Source organism: Erwinia sp. MYb416 (assembly GCF_037479575.1).
In the GTDB taxonomy this organism is placed as follows: Bacteria; Pseudomonadota; Gammaproteobacteria; order Enterobacterales; family Enterobacteriaceae; genus Erwinia; species Erwinia rhapontici.
Window position 1 is genome coordinate 471,056 of the sequence record NZ_JBBGYT010000439.1, and the last position, 18,098, is coordinate 489,153.

The following is an 18,098-nucleotide window of genomic DNA, read 5'->3' on the forward strand; positions in this document are numbered from 1 at the left end:
CGGCGAAAACGGGAGAGATCACCGAATGCCACTATCTACCACCGTCAGGCGGCAGGTGACTCAGCCGCGCAAGATAGTTTGTCTCAGTGCGTCCATAGGTTTTTTCTTTTTTCTACTGTTTCTTATCATTATGCTGACCGTCACCTGGAGCCGGCGATCCGCAGCGCACGATCGCCTCGCGAGCTATACGCAACGTTACGTTGTTAACGCCTTCGACGAGTTGCAGACCACACTCCAACCACTTCAGGTTGCCACCAACGCGACCTGTGAAACCATACGCAACGATCTTACGCAACGCTCAGCCTTTGCAGCCAATGTTCGCGCTATTCTCCTGGTCAAAGATCACAGTGCCTTTTGCTCATCCGCTACCGGTCCGATGCAAATGGATATCCGCGAAATCTCTCCCTATACCGATGTCAGAAACGCCACCGACATTCGACTGATCTCCGGTACGCCGATGATGCCCCATACACCCGCCATCGTGCTGTGGCTAAAAAACCCTGCCCTGCCCAACAGCGGTGTTTTCACTACCCTCAATATTAATCTCACCCCTTATTTACTGCTGGCCTCACGCGAGCAACAGATTAGCGGTATGGCAATCGTCGCCGGAGACAGTGCGATGACCACCTGGGATGAACAACGCGTGGTGAAACGCAGCGCGCTGCCAAAGGTGCCACTGCGCAGTATTGCCATTCCAGGTTATCCCCTCACGCTCTATCTTTACGGCGAAGCGCTGCCACGCCGCGATATCCATATTATCCTGCTGGCAGGGCTCTTAATGGGCGTACTGATTACCTGCGGCTGTTTCCTGATGCTTACGCTGCGCCTGCGCTCGGGTAAAGAAATCATGCTTGGCATTAAGCGCGGAGAGTTTCATGTTGAATACCAACCCGTCATCGAAACCCACAGCGGAAAATGCTACGGGCTGGAAGCATTGCTGCGCTGGACGCATCCGACTGATGGCCGTATCCCGCCAGATTCGTTTATCAGTTATGCCGAAGGACAGAATCTGATTGTGCCGCTGACCCGCCATCTTTTTACGCTGGTGGCACAGGACGCGCATCGTCTCTGTAAAGTAGTGCCCGTCGGCACTCAAATGGGGGTTAATCTGTCGCCCAATCACCTTGTTCACCCGAGCTTTCGCCAGGATGTGCGGGACTGGCTGGCCATGATGCCTGCGGGCCATTTTGAGTACGTGTTTGAAATCACCGAACGGGCGATGGTCAGCGAACAGGGGACTGAGGAAATATTCGACTGGATCCGCCAGCAGAACATCAGAATAGCCATTGATGATTTCGGCACCGGTCACAGCGCATTAATCTATCTGGAAAAATTCCAGTTTGATTATCTGAAGATCGACCGGGGGTTTGTACAAAGCATCGGTATGGAGACGGTCAATTCTCCCGTACTGGACGCGGTGCTGACGCTGGCGAACAAACTCAACCTTAATACGGTGGCCGAAGGTGTCGAAACGGGCGAACAGGCATTGTGGCTGATCAACCGCGGCGTAACCTATTTGCAGGGCTATCTGTTCAGTCGCCCACGTACCGTGCCACAGCTTATTGAGTACTACCTTGAGCAACAAACGCCTGTTCCCAGTACAATTTTAAAGGAATAACGGGCTGTTAAATCAGATAAAAACCTTTACTATCATTGTCTCATCGTGGTTTGACTGCCACGGCTTGCAAATATAACCGATTTGTCGCTGGTGGGAGCCTGTTGAAACCATGATTGTGCGTCTTGTTGCCCTTGCATTACTTAGCCTGTCTGCGGCCAGCGTGCAGGCAGAAAAAATTAATGAGAGCTACAGTTTCGCTCAACTGGGCACGGCGAAGTACGCTGCCGGGTTCACACACTTCGATTATGCTAACCCGGCCGCACCGAAGGGCGGCAGCGCAACACTTTCTTCTATTGGTACCTTTGATAATTTCAACCGCTTCGCCCTGCGTGGCAGCCCCGGGGTGGGTACGGACACGTTGTATGACCGCTTATTTACCTCATCTGATGACGAAGTCGGCAGCCTGTATCCATTGATTGCGGAATTTGCCCGTTATCCGGATGATTATCGTTGGGTAGAAGTGACCCTCAATCCACGGGCGCGTTTTCAGGATGGTTCACCGATTACCGCTGCGGATGTGGCCTTTACCTTCAATATGTTTATGACGCAGGGCGTGCCGCAGTATCGGGTGTTTTACAAAGGGGTGACAGTGAAAGCGCTTTCACGCCTCACCGTACGCTTCGATCTGCCGAAGGGAGACCGCGATAAGATGATGTCGCTGATCTCTTCTCCCGTGTTTCCGGAAAAATTCTGGAAAAATCGCAATCTCGGGGAACCCCTGCCCTCCCCTCCTCTTTCCAGCGGACCTTATCGTATTTCTGCGTATAAAGTGGGCCAGTCGATAACCTATTCGCGGGTGAAAGACTACTGGGCGGCAGATTTACCGGTGAATAAAGGCCGCTATAATTTCGATACGATCCGCTACGACTATTATCTTGACGACAACGTCGCCTTTGAGGCCTTTAAAGCCGGCGCATTTGATTTTCGTACCGAAGGGTCGGCCAAGAAATGGGCTACGCAGTACAGTGGTTCGAATTTCGAACGCGGATATATCATTAAAGAACAGGTGCCGAATACCGTTGCCACAAACACCCAGTGGCTGGCATTTAATACCCAGAAGCCCCAGTTTGCCGACCGTAAGGTACGCGAAGCCATGTCGCTGCTGTTTGATTTTGAATGGATGAACAAGGCCCTGTTTTATAATGCTTACAAACGTGTCGACAGCTATTTTCAGAATACCGAGTATGCCGCGCGCCACTTTCCTGATGCCAAAGAGCGTGAGATCCTTGGCCCCTTTAAGGGCCAGTATCCACAGGAGGTGATCGATAAGATCTATCAACCTGCGAAATCTGACGGCACGGGTTACGACCGGGAAAAACTGTTGCAGGCGCTGGCGCTACTGAACCAGGCAGGCTGGGAGCTGAAAAACCAGCGGCTGGTCAACAGTAAGACCGGCAAACCCTTTACGTTTGAGCTGCTGCTGCGCAGCGGCGGCAACGACCAATGGGTTCTCCCCTTCCAGCACAACCTGGCGCGGGTCGGCATTACCATGACGGTGCGTCAGGTTGACAGTTCGCAATATCTGGCACGCCTGCGGAAACGTGACTTTGATATGCTGCCGACCGTTTATTCGGCCTTTCCTACGCCCGATACTGGCCTGCAGTTTTACTGGGCCACGTCCTATATGGACTCCAGTTACAATACGCCTGGCGTGAGCAGTCCGCTGCTTGACGACCTGATCACCCGCATTAATCAGAATCAGGGCAATGCCGAGGCACTGTTGCCGCTGGGCCGCGTCCTGGATCGCGTGCTGCTGTGGAACTATTACATGATCCCGATGTGGTATACCGCCAATGACCGTTACGCATACTGGAACAAGTTTTCGATGCCAGCCACGCGCCCAACCTATGCGCAGGGTTTTGATAACTGGTGGTACGATGTCAACAAAGCCGCACAGTTGCCGGCGCAACGTCGCTAAGGAGTCTGACTGTGGGTGCTTATTTACTTCGTCGTTTATTGCTGATTATCCCAACGCTCTGGGCGATCATCACTATCAACTTTTTCATTGTGCAGATCGCACCGGGCGGCCCGGTAGATCAGGCGATTGCTAATATTGAGTTTGGTCAGACGACCGGCCTCCCCGGCGCCGGGGCGGAAGGTTCGGCTCACGGGCGTAGCTCGCTTAACGCCGCGCCGGGCGACGGTCAGTATCGGGGTTCACGCGGCCTGGACCCGGAAGTGATTGCCGAGATAACCAAACGTTACGGCTTCGACAAACCGTTGCATGAGCGCTACTTCACCATGTTGTGGAACTACGTGCGCTTTGACTTTGGCGACAGCCTGTTTCGTAGCAGCTCAGTAATCCAGCTGATCAAAGAGAGCCTGCCAGTGTCGGTGACGCTCGGGCTCTGGAGCACGTTGATTATTTATCTGGTCTCGATACCGCTGGGCATAAAAAAGGCGGTGCGCAACGGGAGTGCCTTTGATATCTGGAGCAGCACGCTGATCATCGTGGGTTACGCCATTCCGTCTTTCCTGTTCGGTATCATGCTGATTGTGCTGTTTGCCGGGGGCAGTTATCTCGACTGGTTCCCACTACGCGGGCTGGTTTCCCCGCAGTTTGACTCCCTGCCGTGGTATGGCAAAGTCACCGATTATCTCTGGCATATCTGCCTGCCGGTACTGGCAACGGTGATTGGCGGTTTTGCTACGCTCACCATGCTGACCAAAAACTCATTTATGGATGAGATCCGCAAGCAGTATGTTGTTACCGCCCGCGCTAAAGGGCTGGATGAGAAAAAAATTCTTTATCGCCACGTGTTCCGTAACGCCATGCTGTTGGTGATTGCCGGGTTCCCCGCCACCTTCATCAGTATGTTTTTCACTGGTTCACTGTTAATCGAAGTGATGTTCTCACTCAACGGGCTGGGATTGCTGGGCTACGATGCCACGATCCAGCGCGATTACCCGGTGATGTTCGGCACGCTGTATATTTTCACCCTGATTGGCCTGCTACTGAATATCCTGAGCGATATCACCTATACGCTGGTCGACCCGCGCATTGATTTTGAGGGCCGCTAATGAGCCGTTTAAACCCGATTAATCAGGCGCGCTGGGCGCGATTCCGCCATAACCGCCGGGGTTACTGGTCGCTGTGGATCTTTGCCGTGCTGTTTATTCTGTGTCTTGGTGCAGAGCTGTTAGCCAATGATAAACCGCTGGTGGTGCATTATCAGGATCGAACTTACTTCCCGCTGCTGGTCAACTATCAGGAGAGTGATTTTGGTGGCCCGCTGGCAACCCCGGCTGACTACCAGGATCCGTGGCTGAAATCTCGTCTGGACCAGAATGGTTGGGCCATCTGGGCACCGATCCGCTTTGGTGATGATACGATTAACTTTGCCAGTACCGTGCCCTTCCCTTCGCCCCCCTCCACGCAGAACTGGCTCGGGACCGATGCTAACGGTGGCGATGTGCTGGCGCGCATTCTTTACGGCACACGTATCTCCCTGCTGTTTGGTCTGATGCTGACGATTGCCTCCAGCGTGATGGGTATTTTCGCCGGAGCGGTGCAAGGTTATTTTGGCGGGCGCGTCGATCTCTGGGGGCAGCGTTTTATTGAAGTCTGGTCCGGTATGCCAACGCTGTTTCTGATTATCCTGCTCTCCAGCGTGATTCAGCCCGGCTTCTGGTGGCTGCTGGGGATCACCGTGCTGTTTGGCTGGATGGGACTGGTCGGCGTGGTGCGTGCAGAGTTCCTGCGTACCCGTAACTTTGACTACATCCGTGCCGCGCAGGCAATGGGTGTGAGCGACTGGCGCATTATGTCTCGCCATATGCTGCCAAATGCGATGGTTGCCACACTGACCTATCTGCCTTTTATTCTCTGCGGATCAATCACCACGCTGACCTCGCTGGACTTTCTCGGCTTTGGTCTGCCGCTCGGCTCACCTTCGCTGGGCGAACTGCTGTTACAGGGTAAAAATAACCTGCAAGCCCCATGGCTCGGCCTGACCGCCTTCTTCTCACTGGCGATCCTGCTGTCGCTGTTAATCTTTATTGGTGAAGCCGTACGCGACGCCTTTGACCCCAGCAAGGTGTATTGATATGGCGCTGCTCACGATTCAGGATCTCAGTATCGCGTTCCGTCAGGGTGGCGTAGAACGTCGTGTTGTGGATGGGCTGTCACTATCCGTGGATGCCGGTGAAACGCTGGCACTGGTGGGTGAGTCGGGTTCAGGGAAAAGTGTCACTGCCCTGTCGGTGATGCGTCTGCTGCCCACACCGCCGGTGGTCTATCCGCAGGGCGATATTCTGTTTGATGGAAAAAGCGTGCTACACGCTGAGGAAAGTACGCTAAGGGGCCTGCGAGGCAACCGCATCGCGATGATCTTCCAGGAGCCGATGGTATCGCTGAACCCCCTGCACAACATCGAAAAACAGCTGTATGAGGTGCTGTCACTGCATCGTGGTATGCGCCGTGAAGCCGCACGCGCTGAGATGCTGACCTGCCTCGATCGGGTGGGCATCCGCCAGGCCGCCAGCCGTCTGAATGATTTCCCGCACCAGCTTTCCGGCGGTGAACGCCAGCGCGTGATGATTGCCATGGCGCTGCTGACGCAGCCTGAACTGCTGATCGCCGATGAGCCGACCACCGCACTGGATGTCACGGTGCAGGCACAGATCCTCACCCTGCTGAAAGAGCTCAAGCAGGAGCTGAATATGGGCCTGCTGTTTATCACCCACAACCTGAATATTGTGCGACAGCTGGCGGATAGTGTGACCGTGATGCGTAACGGTCAGGGCGTGGAACATAACAGCACCCATCAGCTTTTCAGCGCCCCTCAGCACGCTTACACACAGCAGTTACTGAACGCGGAACCCGAAGGCCAGCCGGATCCGGCTGACGAGCAGGCCGAGCCGTTGCTGCGCGTGGAAAATCTGGCCGTCGCGTTCCCGATCAAACAAGGTTTGATGAGGCGCACCGTGGGTTATCATCATGCGCTGAAGTCACTGAGTTTCATGCTGCGGCCAGGAGAGAGCCTGGGCCTGGTGGGAGAATCCGGCTCCGGTAAAAGCACCACCGGGCTGGCGTTGCTGCGTCTGCTGCATTCGCAGGGGGAAATCTGGTTTAAGAACCAGCCTCTGCACCTGTTGAACCGCAAAAAAATGCTGCCCGTCAGGCGCCAGATTCAGGTGGTGTTCCAGGATCCTAACTCCTCACTCAACCCGCGCCTGAACGTTTTGCAGATTATCGCCGAAGGTTTGCAGGTACATCATCCTGAACTGAGTCACGCTGAACGCGAAGCACGGGTCATCACCGCAATGCAGGAAGTGGGGCTGGACCCTGAGACGCGTCAGCGTTATCCCTCTGAGTTTTCCGGCGGGCAGCGGCAGCGCGTGGCTATCGCCAGGGCATTGATCTTACAACCGCAGCTGATCATCCTTGATGAACCGACCTCATCGCTTGATCGTTCGGTGCAAAAACAGATCCTGACACTGCTGAAAAAGCTTCAGCAACAGCACCGTCTGGCCTATATCTTTATCAGCCATGATTTACGCGTTGTGCGATCACTGTGTCATCAGGTAGTGGTACTGCGTCAGGGGGAAGTGGTTGAACAGGGTGAGTGTGAGCAGGTATTTAGCGCACCGCAGCAGAGCTATACACAACAGTTACTCACGCTGGCCTGACGCTGAATGGCGATCAGGCACTGCGGTCGCTAAGAAAAGGTTCGGCAATACCCACGCCGAAACTTTTCAGTCGGCAGGTTGCTGCGCATTCATCATCACGATGAACAAAGAGACAAGGCTCCCCTTCCCACTCGACCACCGAACATACCAACTGAATTTCCGCGAGTGCCGACTCAATCTTCTGCATGGTTTCCCATGCCGACTCGCCGCTATGGCTCAGCAGGCGCAACCCGATAAGATCGTCATCGCCGTTCAGACCGTTAAGGGTCTGTGCTTCAATGACCTGTCCGACCGGGCCGGCACACCAGTGATAGCGTTGCGGCAGTCGATGTACCACTGAATGTTGTAACGTATTCACCAGAGCTCCCCAGAGCGATTTTTAAACAATATTTTCACAAATAATTCACAAGGTAAATCATCAATTCTCGCTAACAGATTAACCTGTTAATTACTGGAACTATTTACCCTGTGTCAGAGCATCGGCTGACATGAAAAATCACGTATCCGGCCCCATTTTTGAGAGATGTCTCTCATTTATTCGTTATATTTACCGCGTTCGCCGGGTGATAACAACCGTTTTCGCTGCAATGTTGTTACTTTTTTATGGGAATTTTTTTACAAAAAATCAACATCCTGAGCAGGGTTTTTAGGCCGGGAGGCGAGATTTGGGGAGCCAGTGGGGTGAGAGAGGGTTGTCATTACGCCGGGAGACATTTTTCGCACGGGCCGATCGCAACACATGATCGGCCCTACACGACTCATCAGCCCGCAGGGACAGATTTGCGCGGTCGCGAAGCGTAGATAAACAACAAGATGGACGTGGTGGCGCAGATAAAGATGGCGCTGACCATGGGCCACGCGCTGGTGAACGTAATCGTGGAGAGCAGTGCGCCTGCCAGCGCGCCCACGCCGAAGCGCAGCGTACCCGCCAGCGAGGAGGCGGTTCCTGCCATATGCGGAAACTCTTCCAGAATCACCGCCATCGCATTAGACGAGACCATTGCCACGCAGCCGATAAACATCGCCACGCCGAACACCAGTGGTATAAAACCAAGATTCAGCGCACTCACCACCACCAGCCAGACGCCCATCGAGAACTGGATTAACAGCCCAAAACGGAACATCACCAGCGGGCCAAAGCGGCGCACGCAACGGCTGTTTAGCAGCGTCATCAGGAACAGAAACACCACGTTCAGCGCAAAATAATAACCAAAATCCTGCGGCGAAATATGGTTCAGCTCTATATAGACAAACGGCCCGACGTTCAGAAATGAGAACAACCCGGCGAACGAGAATCCACTGGCCAGCATATAGCTGAACACCCGCTTGTGACGAAACAGAGAGAGGAAGTTACGCAACGTGGTACGCAGGCTGAACGGTTGCCGTTTGTCCTTCGGCAACGTCTCTTTGATTTGGGTCACCACCAGCAGCGTGGTGACCACCGCTGCCGCCGAGATGGTCCAGAAAATGGCATGCCAGCTCCAGATCAGCAGCATCCAGCCCCCAACAATCGGTGCCAGCAGGGGTGCAATGGTGGTGACCAGCATGACAAAGGACATCATGCGGGAAAACTCCTCTTTCGAGTAGCTGTCACGCATCAGTGCACTGATCACCACGCTGCCCGCCGCCGCCGACAGGCCGTGCAGAAAACGCAGTGTGATCAACTGATCGATAGTCTGCGCCAGAGCACAGGCGGCAGCCGCAATAGCAAAAATCAGCGTTCCTGCCGCAATCACCGGTTTGCGGCCAAAGCTGTCAGCCAGCGGCCCGTAGACCAGCTGACCCAGGGCAAAACCGAGAATATACGCGTTCAGCGTCATCTGTACGCTGCCCGCTGACACCGCGAATTCGCGGGCAATCTGCGGTAAGGCAGGAAGATACATATCGATCGACAGCGGCATAAGCATCGCCAGCAGCCCGAGGATCACCACCAGTCCCATGGAGGAATTCTTATCTTTTGCCACTCACCTGCCCCTCTGCTGGACAAAAATTCACTAACGCGTCAGTCCGACGCTGGCAATTTCTTCTGCGGTTAAAGGACGATACTCACCGGGTTCCATCTCTGTATCGAGCGCAATCGCACCAATACGTTCACGATGCAGCCCCACGACGTGGTTCCCCACCGCGGCAAACATACGTTTTACCTGGTGATAGCGCCCTTCGCTGATGGTCAGACGTACCTGATGCGGATCAATCACTTCCAGCGTAGCAGGTTTGGTCAGCGTCTTCTCATTGTGCAGCTGAACGCCGTCAGCAAACTGCTGTGCGGTATCGTCACTGAGCGGAGATTCCAGCGTCACCAGATAGGTTTTTTCACAGTGATGGCGCGGAGACGTGATGCGGTGGGACCACTGACCATCATCGGTCATCAGCACCAGACCGGTAGTATCAATATCCAGACGCCCGGCGGCATGCAGCTTCCAGGCGGAAGGTTCTTCAAGGAAGAACAGCACCGTCGGGTGATCGGGATCCTCAGTGGAACAGACATAACCGACCGGCTTATTCAGCATAAAGTAGCGCGGGCCATGCTGCTGTTGCAGCGGATTGCCATCATATTCAACCGCGCTGTCCGGGCTCAGTTTAAATGCACTATCGCGTACAACGTCACCGTCTACGGTCACTTTCTTTGCACGAATCTCACGCCCGGCGATGACACGGCTGACTTCCAGTTGCTGGGATATAAATTTATCAAGTCGCATTAACTCTGCACTGCCTGTAATTAGTTTGGAGTGGAAACTGACGATAATCGTCTTTTGATGTGGCGCAGAACGCTCATCCGGAATGGAACAGGGAGTATAGCGGCAGAAGGGGCTGAGGCACAGAGGGGATCGTATTCTTATGGCGCTTTCATGGCATAATGTCCCTTTATTGCTGCTTTACAGGTCTTCATGTCGTTCACCCTACGTCCCTATCAGCAGGAAGCCGTGGATGCCACCATCCGCTATTTCCGCCACACGTCGCAACCTGCGGTCATTGTCCTGCCTACCGGAGCCGGTAAAAGCCTGGTGATTGCAGAACTGGCACGGGTCGCACGCGGGCGCGTGCTGGTGCTGGCCCACGTGAAAGAGCTGGTGGCGCAGAACCACAGTAAATATCAGGCATATGGGCTGGAGGCCGATATCTTTGCCGCCGGGCTGCAACGTAAAGAGAGCCATGCCAAGGTGGTGTTTGGTAGCGTGCAGTCAGTAGCACGAAATCTGGCGCAGTTCAGTGCCGAATTTTCGCTGCTGATTATCGACGAATGCCACCGCATCAGCGATGCCGACGACAGCCAGTACCAGCAAATTATCAATCAGCTGCGCCAGCATAATCCGCAGCTCCGGCTGCTGGGCCTGACGGCCACGCCGTATCGCCTGGGCAAAGGCTGGATTTATCAGTTCCATTATCACGGCATGGTCAGAGGCGACGAACGCGCCTTCTTTCGCGACTGCATCTATGAGCTACCGCTGCGCTATATGATCAAACACGGCTTTCTGGTGCCGCCTGAGCGGCTGGATATGCCCGTGGTGCAGTATGATTTCAGTCGTTTACAGGCGCAGGAAAACGGCCTGTTCAGCGAGGCGGATCTCAACCGTGAACTGAAACAGCAACAGCGTATTACGCCGCACATTATCCAGCAGATTGTTGAATTTGCCCAACAGCGGGAAGGCGTGATGATTTTCGCCGCCACGGTCGACCATGCGCGTGAAGTGCTCGGATTGCTGCCGGGCAGTAAAGCGCTGATCAGCGCGGGCACGCCGGCTGCCGAGCGTGACGCGCTGATCGCCGCATTTAAAGCACGTGAACTGCGGTATATGGTCAATGTGTCGGTGCTGACGACAGGGTTTGATGCCCCGCATGTTGATCTTATCGCTATTCTGCGCCCCACCGAGTCAGTCAGCCTGTATCAACAAATTGTCGGACGCGGGCTGCGGCTCAGCCCTGGTAAAACAGACTGTCTGATCCTCGACTATGCCGGTAACCCCCACGATATTTTTACCCCGGAAGTCGGTGCGCCCAAGGGTAAAAGTGATAATCAGCCGGTGCAGGTTTTCTGCCCTGGCTGTGGTTTTGCCAATACCTTCTGGGGTAAAACCACTCAGGATGGCACCCTTATCGAACATTTTGGCCGTCGCTGCCAGGGCGTGCTGGAGGATGATGACGGGCTGCGTGAACAGTGTGATTACCGTTTTCGCTTTAAAAACTGCCCACACTGTCATGCTGAAAATGATATTGCCGCACGCCGCTGCCGGGAGTGTGATGCAATCCTTGTTGACCCTGACGATATGCTGAAAGCCGCACTGAAACTGAAAGATGCGCTGGTGCTGCGCTGTGCGGCGATGGTGCTGGAGAGCGGGAGCGACGACCAGGGCGAATGGCTGAAGGTGCGTTACTTCGATGAAGAAGCGACCGAAGTCAGCGAGCGCTTTCGTTTAAAAACCCCGGCGCAGCGCACCGCCTTTGAGCAGCTATTTCTGCGCCCGCATCAACGTGCACCCGGCGTACCGCTGGGCTGGAAGAGCGCTGCCGATATCATTGCGCTTCAGCCGCTGCTGCGTCATCCCGATTTCGTCGTCGCGCGTAAACAGCGCCATTACTGGCAAGTGCGCGAGAAAGTGTTTGATTACCAGGGACGTTTCCGCCGGGCCAACGAATTACGTTAAAACAGACGGATTGCCGCTCCTGCTCTGCTTTCCGACTTAATACATTGCCTGAAAAGGCAAACCCGGGTATAATTCCGCCCGCTTTTAACTGGCTTTGCCGGATAAAAGCTGAACAATCCACCTGTTGCTGGGTCGCCTGTAGCAGGAATAAAACTTGAAGAGACTTAAAAATGTTCACTATTAATGTTGAAGCTCGTAAAGAGCAGGGCAAGGGTGCGAGCCGCCGCCTGCGTTTAGCTAACAAATTCCCAGCCATCATCTATGGCGGAAATGAAGCAGCTGTTGCTATCGAACTGGACCACGACTCTGTTATGAACCTGCAGGCGAAGCCTGGTTTCTACGACGAAGTTCTGACCCTGGTTGTTGATGGCAAAGAAACTAAAGTAAAAGTGCAGGCTGTTCAGCGTCACCCGTTCAAGCCAAAACTGCACCACATCGACTTCGTTCGCGCTTAATCGCCCGTTCGTTTTAGATGTGAAAAAAACGCCGCTTAATGCGGCGTTTTTTTTCGTCTATTTTCCGCTGGTACGGCGCTGCAACTGGTCGCGCAGGTTAGGCGGTGTCCCTTTAATGGTCAGCGTGTCAGTGGTCGGATCCCAGAAGATACGTTCACCTAACAGCATTGCGTCAAAGTTGATCGTCAGCCCGCCGCCGCTGCCGGCAAATTTGGTCAACTGGCGCAGCGTACTGCGGTCTGCCGGGAAGCTCTCTTCCAGCTCGTAACCCTGTTCCTGAGTAAAGGCCTGGAAGGTTTTGTCTCCCAGCGGGGCCAGCTCATTCGACAGGCCTTCCAGTTCAATCTCTTCACCGGATTTAAGCTGCTCGTTGCAATAAGTGGAAACCTGCTGGCGGTAGTTTTGCCGCTCATTTTTATCGAGGCTGGCTTCGGCACAGTAGTCATCCACCGCCTGTAGCAGGCCACGGTTCTGCGCTTTTGTATCCAGGCCCACGCTGGCACCGAGGAAGTCCATAAAGAAATCAGCCACTTTACGCCCCACCCGCCCACGCAGGAAGGTCAGGTAACGAGTCGATTCCGGGTTGGTTTCCCACTCGGTCAGATCGATGCGAGCCACGATATCGGCATGATTGATGTCCAGATAGTGGGTCGTGCTGATATCCAGCTCTTCGTTAACACGCATGCTGTTCTGGCTGTTCAGTACCGCAATCAGCAAATACTCAACCGCCAGATAGCGATAGTGACCGAATAACACCACGCCACCCTCTGCGAACGGATACTTGCTCAGCTCATCGCGCAGGCGTGCACTGGCGGCGCGGCTAAACGCCAGGAAATCATTCTCGCCCTTACGACAGTTGCGTAATGCATCGGCGAGTTCGCTCTCTTCATTAAACAGGCCATAGGCTTTGCTCTTGGCACTGTAAACGCGATGCAGCTCTTCCATCATTGCCGTCACGGGCGCGTTGGACGGTAACAGTGAATCTCGCAGCACCAGCTCCAGCGTCTGTTCGTCACGCTTGATCATCTGGTGAAGGGCAATCTGGGTGATATCCAGACTCATGGTAAACTCTCCTTTAAGCACAGGCGCGTATTCAATCACTGTGCGACTTTACGATCAACTGTCAGAACGATGCACAGTCCATTCGCGCGTCATTACGATAAAAATGCAGAAAAAAGCACGTTCTTACGGTAAGATAGCGCCCTTTAAACCTCAGTATAAAATTGACGTTATGGCACAATCATCCCGCTACAGCAACGAGCGCGTGGAGAAGATCCTCGCAGAAATGGTCCAGGTTCTGGAATCAAACCAGACCCCAACCGATCTTTCCCTGATGGTATTGGGGAATATGGTGACCAACTTACTTAACACCAGCGTGTCACCGGCACAGCGCCAGGCAATGGCACGTTCGTTTGCCGATGCCCTGCAGGCGTCGGTACGCGATGACCAAGCCCACTGATGAGATGATCCTGATTCCGATATGGTAACAAATCGACAGCGCTACCGTGAAAAAGTGTCCCAGATGATTAGCTGGGGGCATTGGTTCGCCCTGTTTAACATCATCTTTGCGCTTATTCTGGGTAGCCGTTACCTGTTTGTCTCCGACTGGCCAGCCTCGCTGGCCGGTCGCATCTACTCATTCAGCAGCTGGATTGGCCATTTCAGCTTTATTGTTTTCGCTGCCTATCTGCTGATTATATTTCCACTGACCTTTGTGGTGATGTCGCAGCGCCTGCTGCGCTTTCTCTCTGCGATTATCGCGACTGCCGGGCTGACGCTGGTTCTGGTGGATAGCGCGGTGTTTTCCCGCTTCCACCTGCACCTGAACCCGGTAGTCTGGGAGCTGGTGGTCAACCCCGACCAAAGTGAGATGGCCCGTGACTGGCAACTGATGTTTATCAGCGTACCGGTCATCTTCCTGGTGGAGATGCTGTTTGCCACCTGGAGCTGGCAGAAACTGCGCAGTCTGAACCGTCGCAGCTTTGGTAAACCCCTGGCCGGGCTGTTTATCAGCGCCTTCTTTGCCAGCCACCTGATGTACATCTGGGCGGATGCCAATTTCTACCGTCCAATCACTATGCAGCGCTCGAACCTGCCGCTCTCTTATCCGATGACCGCGCGACGCTTCCTTGAGAAGCACGGCCTGCTGGATGCTCAGGAATATCAACGCCGCCTGGTACAACAGGGTAACCCTGAAGCCGTGTCAGTCGCTTATCCGCTCAGCGATATCACCTTCAGTGATAAAGGCACGCGTAACAACCTGCTGGTGATTACCGTTGATGGGCTGAATGAAGCATCGATGGCGAAATCATTGCCCAACCTGACACGTTTTGCCGAAAGTAACGTGCGCTTCAGCCAGCATTTCAGCTCAGGCGCTACGGAAGACAGTGGATTATTTGGCCTGTTCTACGGCATCTCACCAAGCTATATGGATGGCGTGCTGTCATCGCGTATTCCCTCAACGCTGATCACGGCGTTGGGGCAACAGGGTTACCAACTGGGTCTGTTTGCCAGCGACGGTTTCAACTCGCCGCTGTATCGCCAGGCCCTGCTCACCGACTTCTCTTTACCGACATCGCAGAGCCAGTCGAATGCGGATACCACTCGTCAGTGGCAGCGCTGGCTGGACGGACATAAAAACGAAGGTACGCCGTGGTTCTCCTACCTGTCGTTGTCGACGTCTGACAGCAGTGATAGCGCCGATAAGCAGAGCGCTCGTCACTACAATCGCGCCGCGGCCAGTGTAGACCAGCAGATCCAGACGGTGCTGACGACCCTGGAACAAAAAGGATTACTGGCGAACACCGTGGTGGTGATCACCGCCCAACACGGCGTGGTGCTGGAAGGCGATACCACGCCGGGAAATCGTGAAATGTTGCAGGTACCTCTGGTAGTTCACTGGCCGCAAACCCCTGCGCAAACCGTCAATAAGTTGACAGATCATCAGGATATAATGACCACCCTGATGCAGCGCCTGCTGCACGTCAACACGCCAGCGGTTGATTACTCGCAGGGCGAGGATCTGTTTGCTGCCCAGCGACGTCACAACTGGGTTGCCAGCAGCACCCATCATCAACTGCTGATCACCACCCCGCAGGAGACGCTGGCGCTGGATAACAATGGGGGCTATGCTGCCTGGGATTTGCAGGGCCAGCCGTTGAAAGATCACAAGCCGCAGCTGGCATTGTTGTTACAGGTTCTGACTGACGAAAAACGATTTATCGCAAATTAGCTGTATAAATCTAGAGCAGTCAACGCGTTAGCGGGTTGCAATCAGGATGCAGTTGGGTAATATAGATGACTCTGTCGGCGCGTAGCGCAGCCTGGTAGCGCATCGTCATGGGGTGGCGAGGGTCGAGAGTTCAAATCTCTCCGTGCCGACCAATTTTTATCTTACCCCACAATGACTTACCTATATTTAACCTTCCTTAGCCTGGTGGCTTATTGTGGCTCATGCCGTAAGAGACCTTACCACCACTAACAGAACCATTAGTTTCATTTCAAAGCCCCCTGAACAACACCAGATTTAATTAGCCACACTTTCCCGGATGGGTAGAAAACAACATCAAACAAACCCTGTTGATAACTCTTAGTTCCGTTAGGTGCTGATTCAGTCAATACAGCAGGCTTACCCTCAACAGAAACGATACCTAAACTATCCTGCTTAACGACCACGCCGTACCCTTTCCACACTTTGACTTTATGCGCTGATTGAGCATGAAATTTTACAGTGCTTGCATTACGTAAAGCCTGATTTTCAGCAGCTCCGACAATAGCCGCTTGACGATTTTGTTCTGCAAGGTAGCACGTATCACGGCTGATGCCTTGAGCCTCACAGGAAGCCAAACGTGAAGCCTGAGAGCTACATCCAGCGAATAACACAGCAGCAACAATAAATAGTTTTTTCATAAACTTAATGCCCTAATTAAAAAATGTGATGAAAGTCACCATCATCACTAATTAAAGTCACTGTATCGGATTAATGAATCCAAATCTTGACACTAGTCAATAAATCACACAGCACACTACCTAAAGACTTTTTTAAGACTAAATAACTAATAATTAGCCTTAACTGTAGGGACGTGTAAGACGGCGTTAACTGTTTAGTTGGGGCGATCTGAGGGGGTAACTGGGCCAGCGTTGACGGTGAACCGGGATGGCCGACCTTCTGTTTCGGTCGACCAGTGTTGCAGGCCAGCCTCCTGATGCACACCCTCAGCACGGGTCGCTCGGAAAAAATGATCGCGCCCTGCAAGAGATCGCATTGTTTTTACGCTCTTTTTTTCGTCGATTCTCTGCATTTTTCCGTCAAAAAACGTGGCGAAACTCTCAATCTTCATCACTGAAACAAAACTGTCACAGTAATATCATACGCTGTCGCTAGACTTTCATCGCACTGTCAGACAGGGATAACTCAAATGGCCATTATCAAAGCAAAAAACTTCAAAGACGCAGAAGAACTGCTTCATTCAGGTATCAGTAAAGTGGAACTGGCTTATGACATCGGTAGTGACGACTTCTTTCGTCTTGCCAGCCAGTGGTGCGATCGTGGCGCCAAGATCTCCAAAGGCCACGATCACTTCGTTGTCTCACTGAAAAGTTTCGCGATCCCCCCTAATCACTGATTAACGCCTTTATTTTGATATCCAGCCACTAACCTGTTTAAATAAATCATCTTATTTGAACAGGTTAGCGGCTATGACTGCACTGCACCTCCCGTCTTACCCGCCTTTTATTTCACACTGCACCCTGCAACCGCTGGCCGAGCATCCCGATATCTATCTGCTGGATGCGCTCTACGATGCCGCGCATTTCACGGAATCCCTGTTTACCACGCTGACTATCCCTGCGCCTGAACACTTACAGCGGGCAGTCAAAAAGCGCCGTGCTGAATATCTGGCCAGCCGCTACTGCCTGCAACAGGCGCTGACAAGCTGGGGTATTCCCTCGTTTTTGCTGCGTAATACCCCCGATCGAGCCCCCATCTGGCCACAAGGTATCAACGGGTCACTGTCGCACACCCACCAGCAGGTCTGCGCACTGTTGACGCGTCGTCAGGATTGGCTGCTGGGCGTTGACTGTGAACGTATTATGACGGCGCAGGTCGCCCATGAGACGCACTCTATGCTGATCACCGCAGCAGAGAAAGCACGCCTGGAACTGAGTGAAGTTCCCTTTACGACGGCGCTGACCGTGGCTTTTTCGCTAAAGGAGAGTCTGTATAAGGCGCTTTACCCGCGGGTGTTGCAGTTTATGGATTTCAGTGCAGCGGAAGTGATTCAGTGCAGTGCAGACTTACAGCACATCAGCCTGCGTCTGACGCAGACAATTTCCGGGGAGATGGTGGTCGGGAGAATTTTTGAGGGAAGAGCCATACTGCAACCCGATCAGGTGATCACCTGGATTATCGGGCCGCAACAGCGCAGAGATTAACGGGATGCATCGTGATGACGCTGTTGCAGCGACGGCAGATCGTGTAGATCCACACCGTACAGCTCAACCATCGGCATCATTGCCTCAATCACCCGACAGCTGTCTAATGTTGCCATGCCAGAGGGTGCCTGAAAAAATCGCGTGAAGTGCAGCCAGATACCTTTCATCATTTATTCCTCTGTTAACCGCCTGTCGCATCAGGCTTCAAGTGAAGCTTTATTAAACCCGACTCCCCCCGCCAGACAAAATACCCATTTCGCACAGCCTTTGCCGATTCCCGGCAAACGTGGGTTAATCCCATTTCCCGACTGATATAAG

16 protein-coding genes and 1 tRNA gene are annotated in these 18,098 nt (G+C 53.6%); 12 read left to right on the forward strand and 5 right to left on the reverse strand.

The window, feature by feature from the left end:
* Positions 1–25: 25 nt before the first annotated feature.
* From WH277_RS20970 to yejF, 5 genes are all read left to right on the forward strand, one after another.
* Positions 26–1,618 (forward strand): cyclic di-GMP phosphodiesterase, encoded by a 1,593-nt coding sequence (locus WH277_RS20970; protein WP_133841457.1) that lies wholly within the window; start codon positions 26–28, stop codon positions 1,616–1,618.
* 109 nt (positions 1,619–1,727) lie between these two features.
* Entirely contained in the window at positions 1,728–3,536 is a 1,809-nt protein-coding gene (locus WH277_RS20975; protein ID WP_339506767.1) for an extracellular solute-binding protein, read from the forward strand.
* An 11-nt stretch (positions 3,537–3,547) separates the two neighbouring features.
* Entirely contained in the window at positions 3,548–4,639 is a 1,092-nt protein-coding gene (locus WH277_RS20980) for a microcin C ABC transporter permease YejB (protein WP_133841455.1), read from the forward strand.
* Positions 4,639–5,664 (forward strand): microcin C ABC transporter permease, encoded by a 1,026-nt coding sequence (locus tag WH277_RS20985; RefSeq protein WP_133841454.1) that lies wholly within the window; start codon positions 4,639–4,641, stop codon positions 5,662–5,664. The genes WH277_RS20980 and WH277_RS20985 overlap by 1 nt, the downstream gene beginning before the upstream one ends.
* A gap of 1 nt (position 5,665) precedes the next feature.
* The gene (gene yejF / locus WH277_RS20990) at positions 5,666–7,249 is read left to right on the forward strand and encodes a microcin C ABC transporter ATP-binding protein YejF (protein WP_159336303.1); all 1,584 of its coding nucleotides are present in this window, start codon (positions 5,666–5,668) and stop codon (positions 7,247–7,249) included.
* A 13-nt stretch (positions 7,250–7,262) separates the two neighbouring features.
* On the opposite strand, the gene WH277_RS20995 is transcribed toward yejF, so the two are convergent.
* From WH277_RS20995 to rsuA, 3 genes are all read right to left on the reverse strand, one after another.
* Entirely contained in the window at positions 7,263–7,607 is a 345-nt protein-coding gene (locus tag WH277_RS20995; RefSeq protein ID WP_374760141.1) for a YejG family protein, read from the reverse strand.
* Between the two features lie 403 nt (positions 7,608–8,010).
* Positions 8,011–9,213, reverse strand: a complete 1,203-nt coding sequence (locus tag WH277_RS21000) for a Bcr/CflA family multidrug efflux MFS transporter (protein WP_133841451.1) — start codon at positions 9,211–9,213, stop codon at positions 8,011–8,013.
* A 30-nt stretch (positions 9,214–9,243) separates the two neighbouring features.
* Positions 9,244–9,948 (reverse strand): 16S rRNA pseudouridine(516) synthase RsuA, encoded by a 705-nt coding sequence (gene rsuA / locus WH277_RS21005; protein ID WP_133841450.1) that lies wholly within the window; start codon positions 9,946–9,948, stop codon positions 9,244–9,246.
* A gap of 189 nt (positions 9,949–10,137) precedes the next feature.
* On the opposite strand from rsuA, the gene WH277_RS21010 reads away from it, so the two are divergent.
* Both WH277_RS21010 and rplY read left to right on the forward strand, forming a co-directional pair.
* Complete coding sequence (locus WH277_RS21010; protein WP_167863611.1) at positions 10,138–11,892, forward strand: DEAD/DEAH box helicase; 1,755 nt, start codon at positions 10,138–10,140, stop codon at positions 11,890–11,892.
* A gap of 170 nt (positions 11,893–12,062) precedes the next feature.
* Positions 12,063–12,347, forward strand: coding sequence for a 50S ribosomal protein L25 (gene rplY, locus WH277_RS21015; RefSeq protein WP_133841448.1), 285 nt, complete (start codon positions 12,063–12,065; stop codon positions 12,345–12,347).
* Between the two features lie 57 nt (positions 12,348–12,404).
* Here the strand turns inward: rplY and yejK are convergent, their stop codons facing one another.
* Positions 12,405–13,409: a nucleoid-associated protein YejK gene (gene yejK / locus WH277_RS21020; RefSeq protein WP_133841447.1), complete on the reverse strand. Its 1,005-nt coding sequence runs from the start codon at positions 13,407–13,409 to the stop codon at positions 12,405–12,407.
* A 169-nt stretch (positions 13,410–13,578) separates the two neighbouring features.
* On the opposite strand from yejK, the gene WH277_RS21025 reads away from it, so the two are divergent.
* The 3 genes from WH277_RS21025 to WH277_RS21035 all read left to right on the forward strand — a co-directional run bounded on the left by WH277_RS21025 (position 13,579) and on the right by WH277_RS21035 (position 15,731).
* Positions 13,579–13,806: a YejL family protein gene (locus tag WH277_RS21025; protein WP_133841446.1), complete on the forward strand. Its 228-nt coding sequence runs from the start codon at positions 13,579–13,581 to the stop codon at positions 13,804–13,806.
* A 21-nt stretch (positions 13,807–13,827) separates the two neighbouring features.
* Positions 13,828–15,579 (forward strand): LPS biosynthesis-modulating metalloenzyme YejM, encoded by a 1,752-nt coding sequence (gene yejM, locus WH277_RS21030; RefSeq protein WP_133841445.1) that lies wholly within the window; start codon positions 13,828–13,830, stop codon positions 15,577–15,579.
* A gap of 75 nt (positions 15,580–15,654) precedes the next feature.
* Positions 15,655–15,731: transfer RNA gene (locus WH277_RS21035), tRNA-Pro, on the forward strand.
* Positions 15,732–15,842: 111 nt separating this feature from the next.
* On the opposite strand, the gene WH277_RS21040 is transcribed toward WH277_RS21035, so the two are convergent.
* Entirely contained in the window at positions 15,843–16,256 is a 414-nt protein-coding gene (locus tag WH277_RS21040; RefSeq protein WP_133841444.1) for a hypothetical protein, read from the reverse strand.
* A 509-nt stretch (positions 16,257–16,765) separates the two neighbouring features.
* Here WH277_RS21040 and WH277_RS21045 point away from each other — a divergent pair.
* The gene (locus WH277_RS21045) at positions 16,766–16,972 is read left to right on the forward strand and encodes a hypothetical protein (RefSeq protein ID WP_133841443.1); all 207 of its coding nucleotides are present in this window, start codon (positions 16,766–16,768) and stop codon (positions 16,970–16,972) included.
* Positions 16,973–17,045: 73 nt separating this feature from the next.
* Positions 17,046–17,780: a 4'-phosphopantetheinyl transferase family protein gene (locus tag WH277_RS21050; RefSeq protein WP_212813071.1), complete on the forward strand. Its 735-nt coding sequence runs from the start codon at positions 17,046–17,048 to the stop codon at positions 17,778–17,780.
* The last annotated feature ends 318 nt before the right edge of the window (positions 17,781–18,098 follow it).

Bases quoted from the DNA above. Each gene is read 5' to 3' on its own strand.
- yejF (WP_159336303.1), top strand. From the start codon at position 5,666: ATGGCGCTGCTCACGATTCAGGATCTCAGTATCGCGTTCCGTCAGGGT.
- rsuA (WP_133841450.1), bottom strand. From the start codon at position 9,948: ATGCGACTTGATAAATTTATATCCCAGCAACTGGAAGTCAGCCGTGTC.
- yejM (WP_133841445.1), top strand. From the start codon at position 13,828: ATGGTAACAAATCGACAGCGCTACCGTGAAAAAGTGTCCCAGATGATT.
- rplY (WP_133841448.1), top strand. From the start codon at position 12,063: ATGTTCACTATTAATGTTGAAGCTCGTAAAGAGCAGGGCAAGGGTGCG.
- yejK (WP_133841447.1), bottom strand. From the start codon at position 13,409: ATGAGTCTGGATATCACCCAGATTGCCCTTCACCAGATGATCAAGCGT.
- WH277_RS21010 (WP_167863611.1), top strand. From the start codon at position 10,138: ATGTCGTTCACCCTACGTCCCTATCAGCAGGAAGCCGTGGATGCCACC.
- WH277_RS20975 (WP_339506767.1), top strand. From the start codon at position 1,728: ATGATTGTGCGTCTTGTTGCCCTTGCATTACTTAGCCTGTCTGCGGCC.
- WH277_RS20970 (WP_133841457.1), top strand. From the start codon at position 26: ATGCCACTATCTACCACCGTCAGGCGGCAGGTGACTCAGCCGCGCAAG.
- WH277_RS21045 (WP_133841443.1), top strand. From the start codon at position 16,766: ATGGCCATTATCAAAGCAAAAAACTTCAAAGACGCAGAAGAACTGCTT.
- WH277_RS21040 (WP_133841444.1), bottom strand. From the start codon at position 16,256: ATGAAAAAACTATTTATTGTTGCTGCTGTGTTATTCGCTGGATGTAGC.
- WH277_RS21025 (WP_133841446.1), top strand. From the start codon at position 13,579: ATGGCACAATCATCCCGCTACAGCAACGAGCGCGTGGAGAAGATCCTC.
- WH277_RS20985 (WP_133841454.1), top strand. From the start codon at position 4,639: ATGAGCCGTTTAAACCCGATTAATCAGGCGCGCTGGGCGCGATTCCGC.
- WH277_RS21050 (WP_212813071.1), top strand. From the start codon at position 17,046: ATGACTGCACTGCACCTCCCGTCTTACCCGCCTTTTATTTCACACTGC.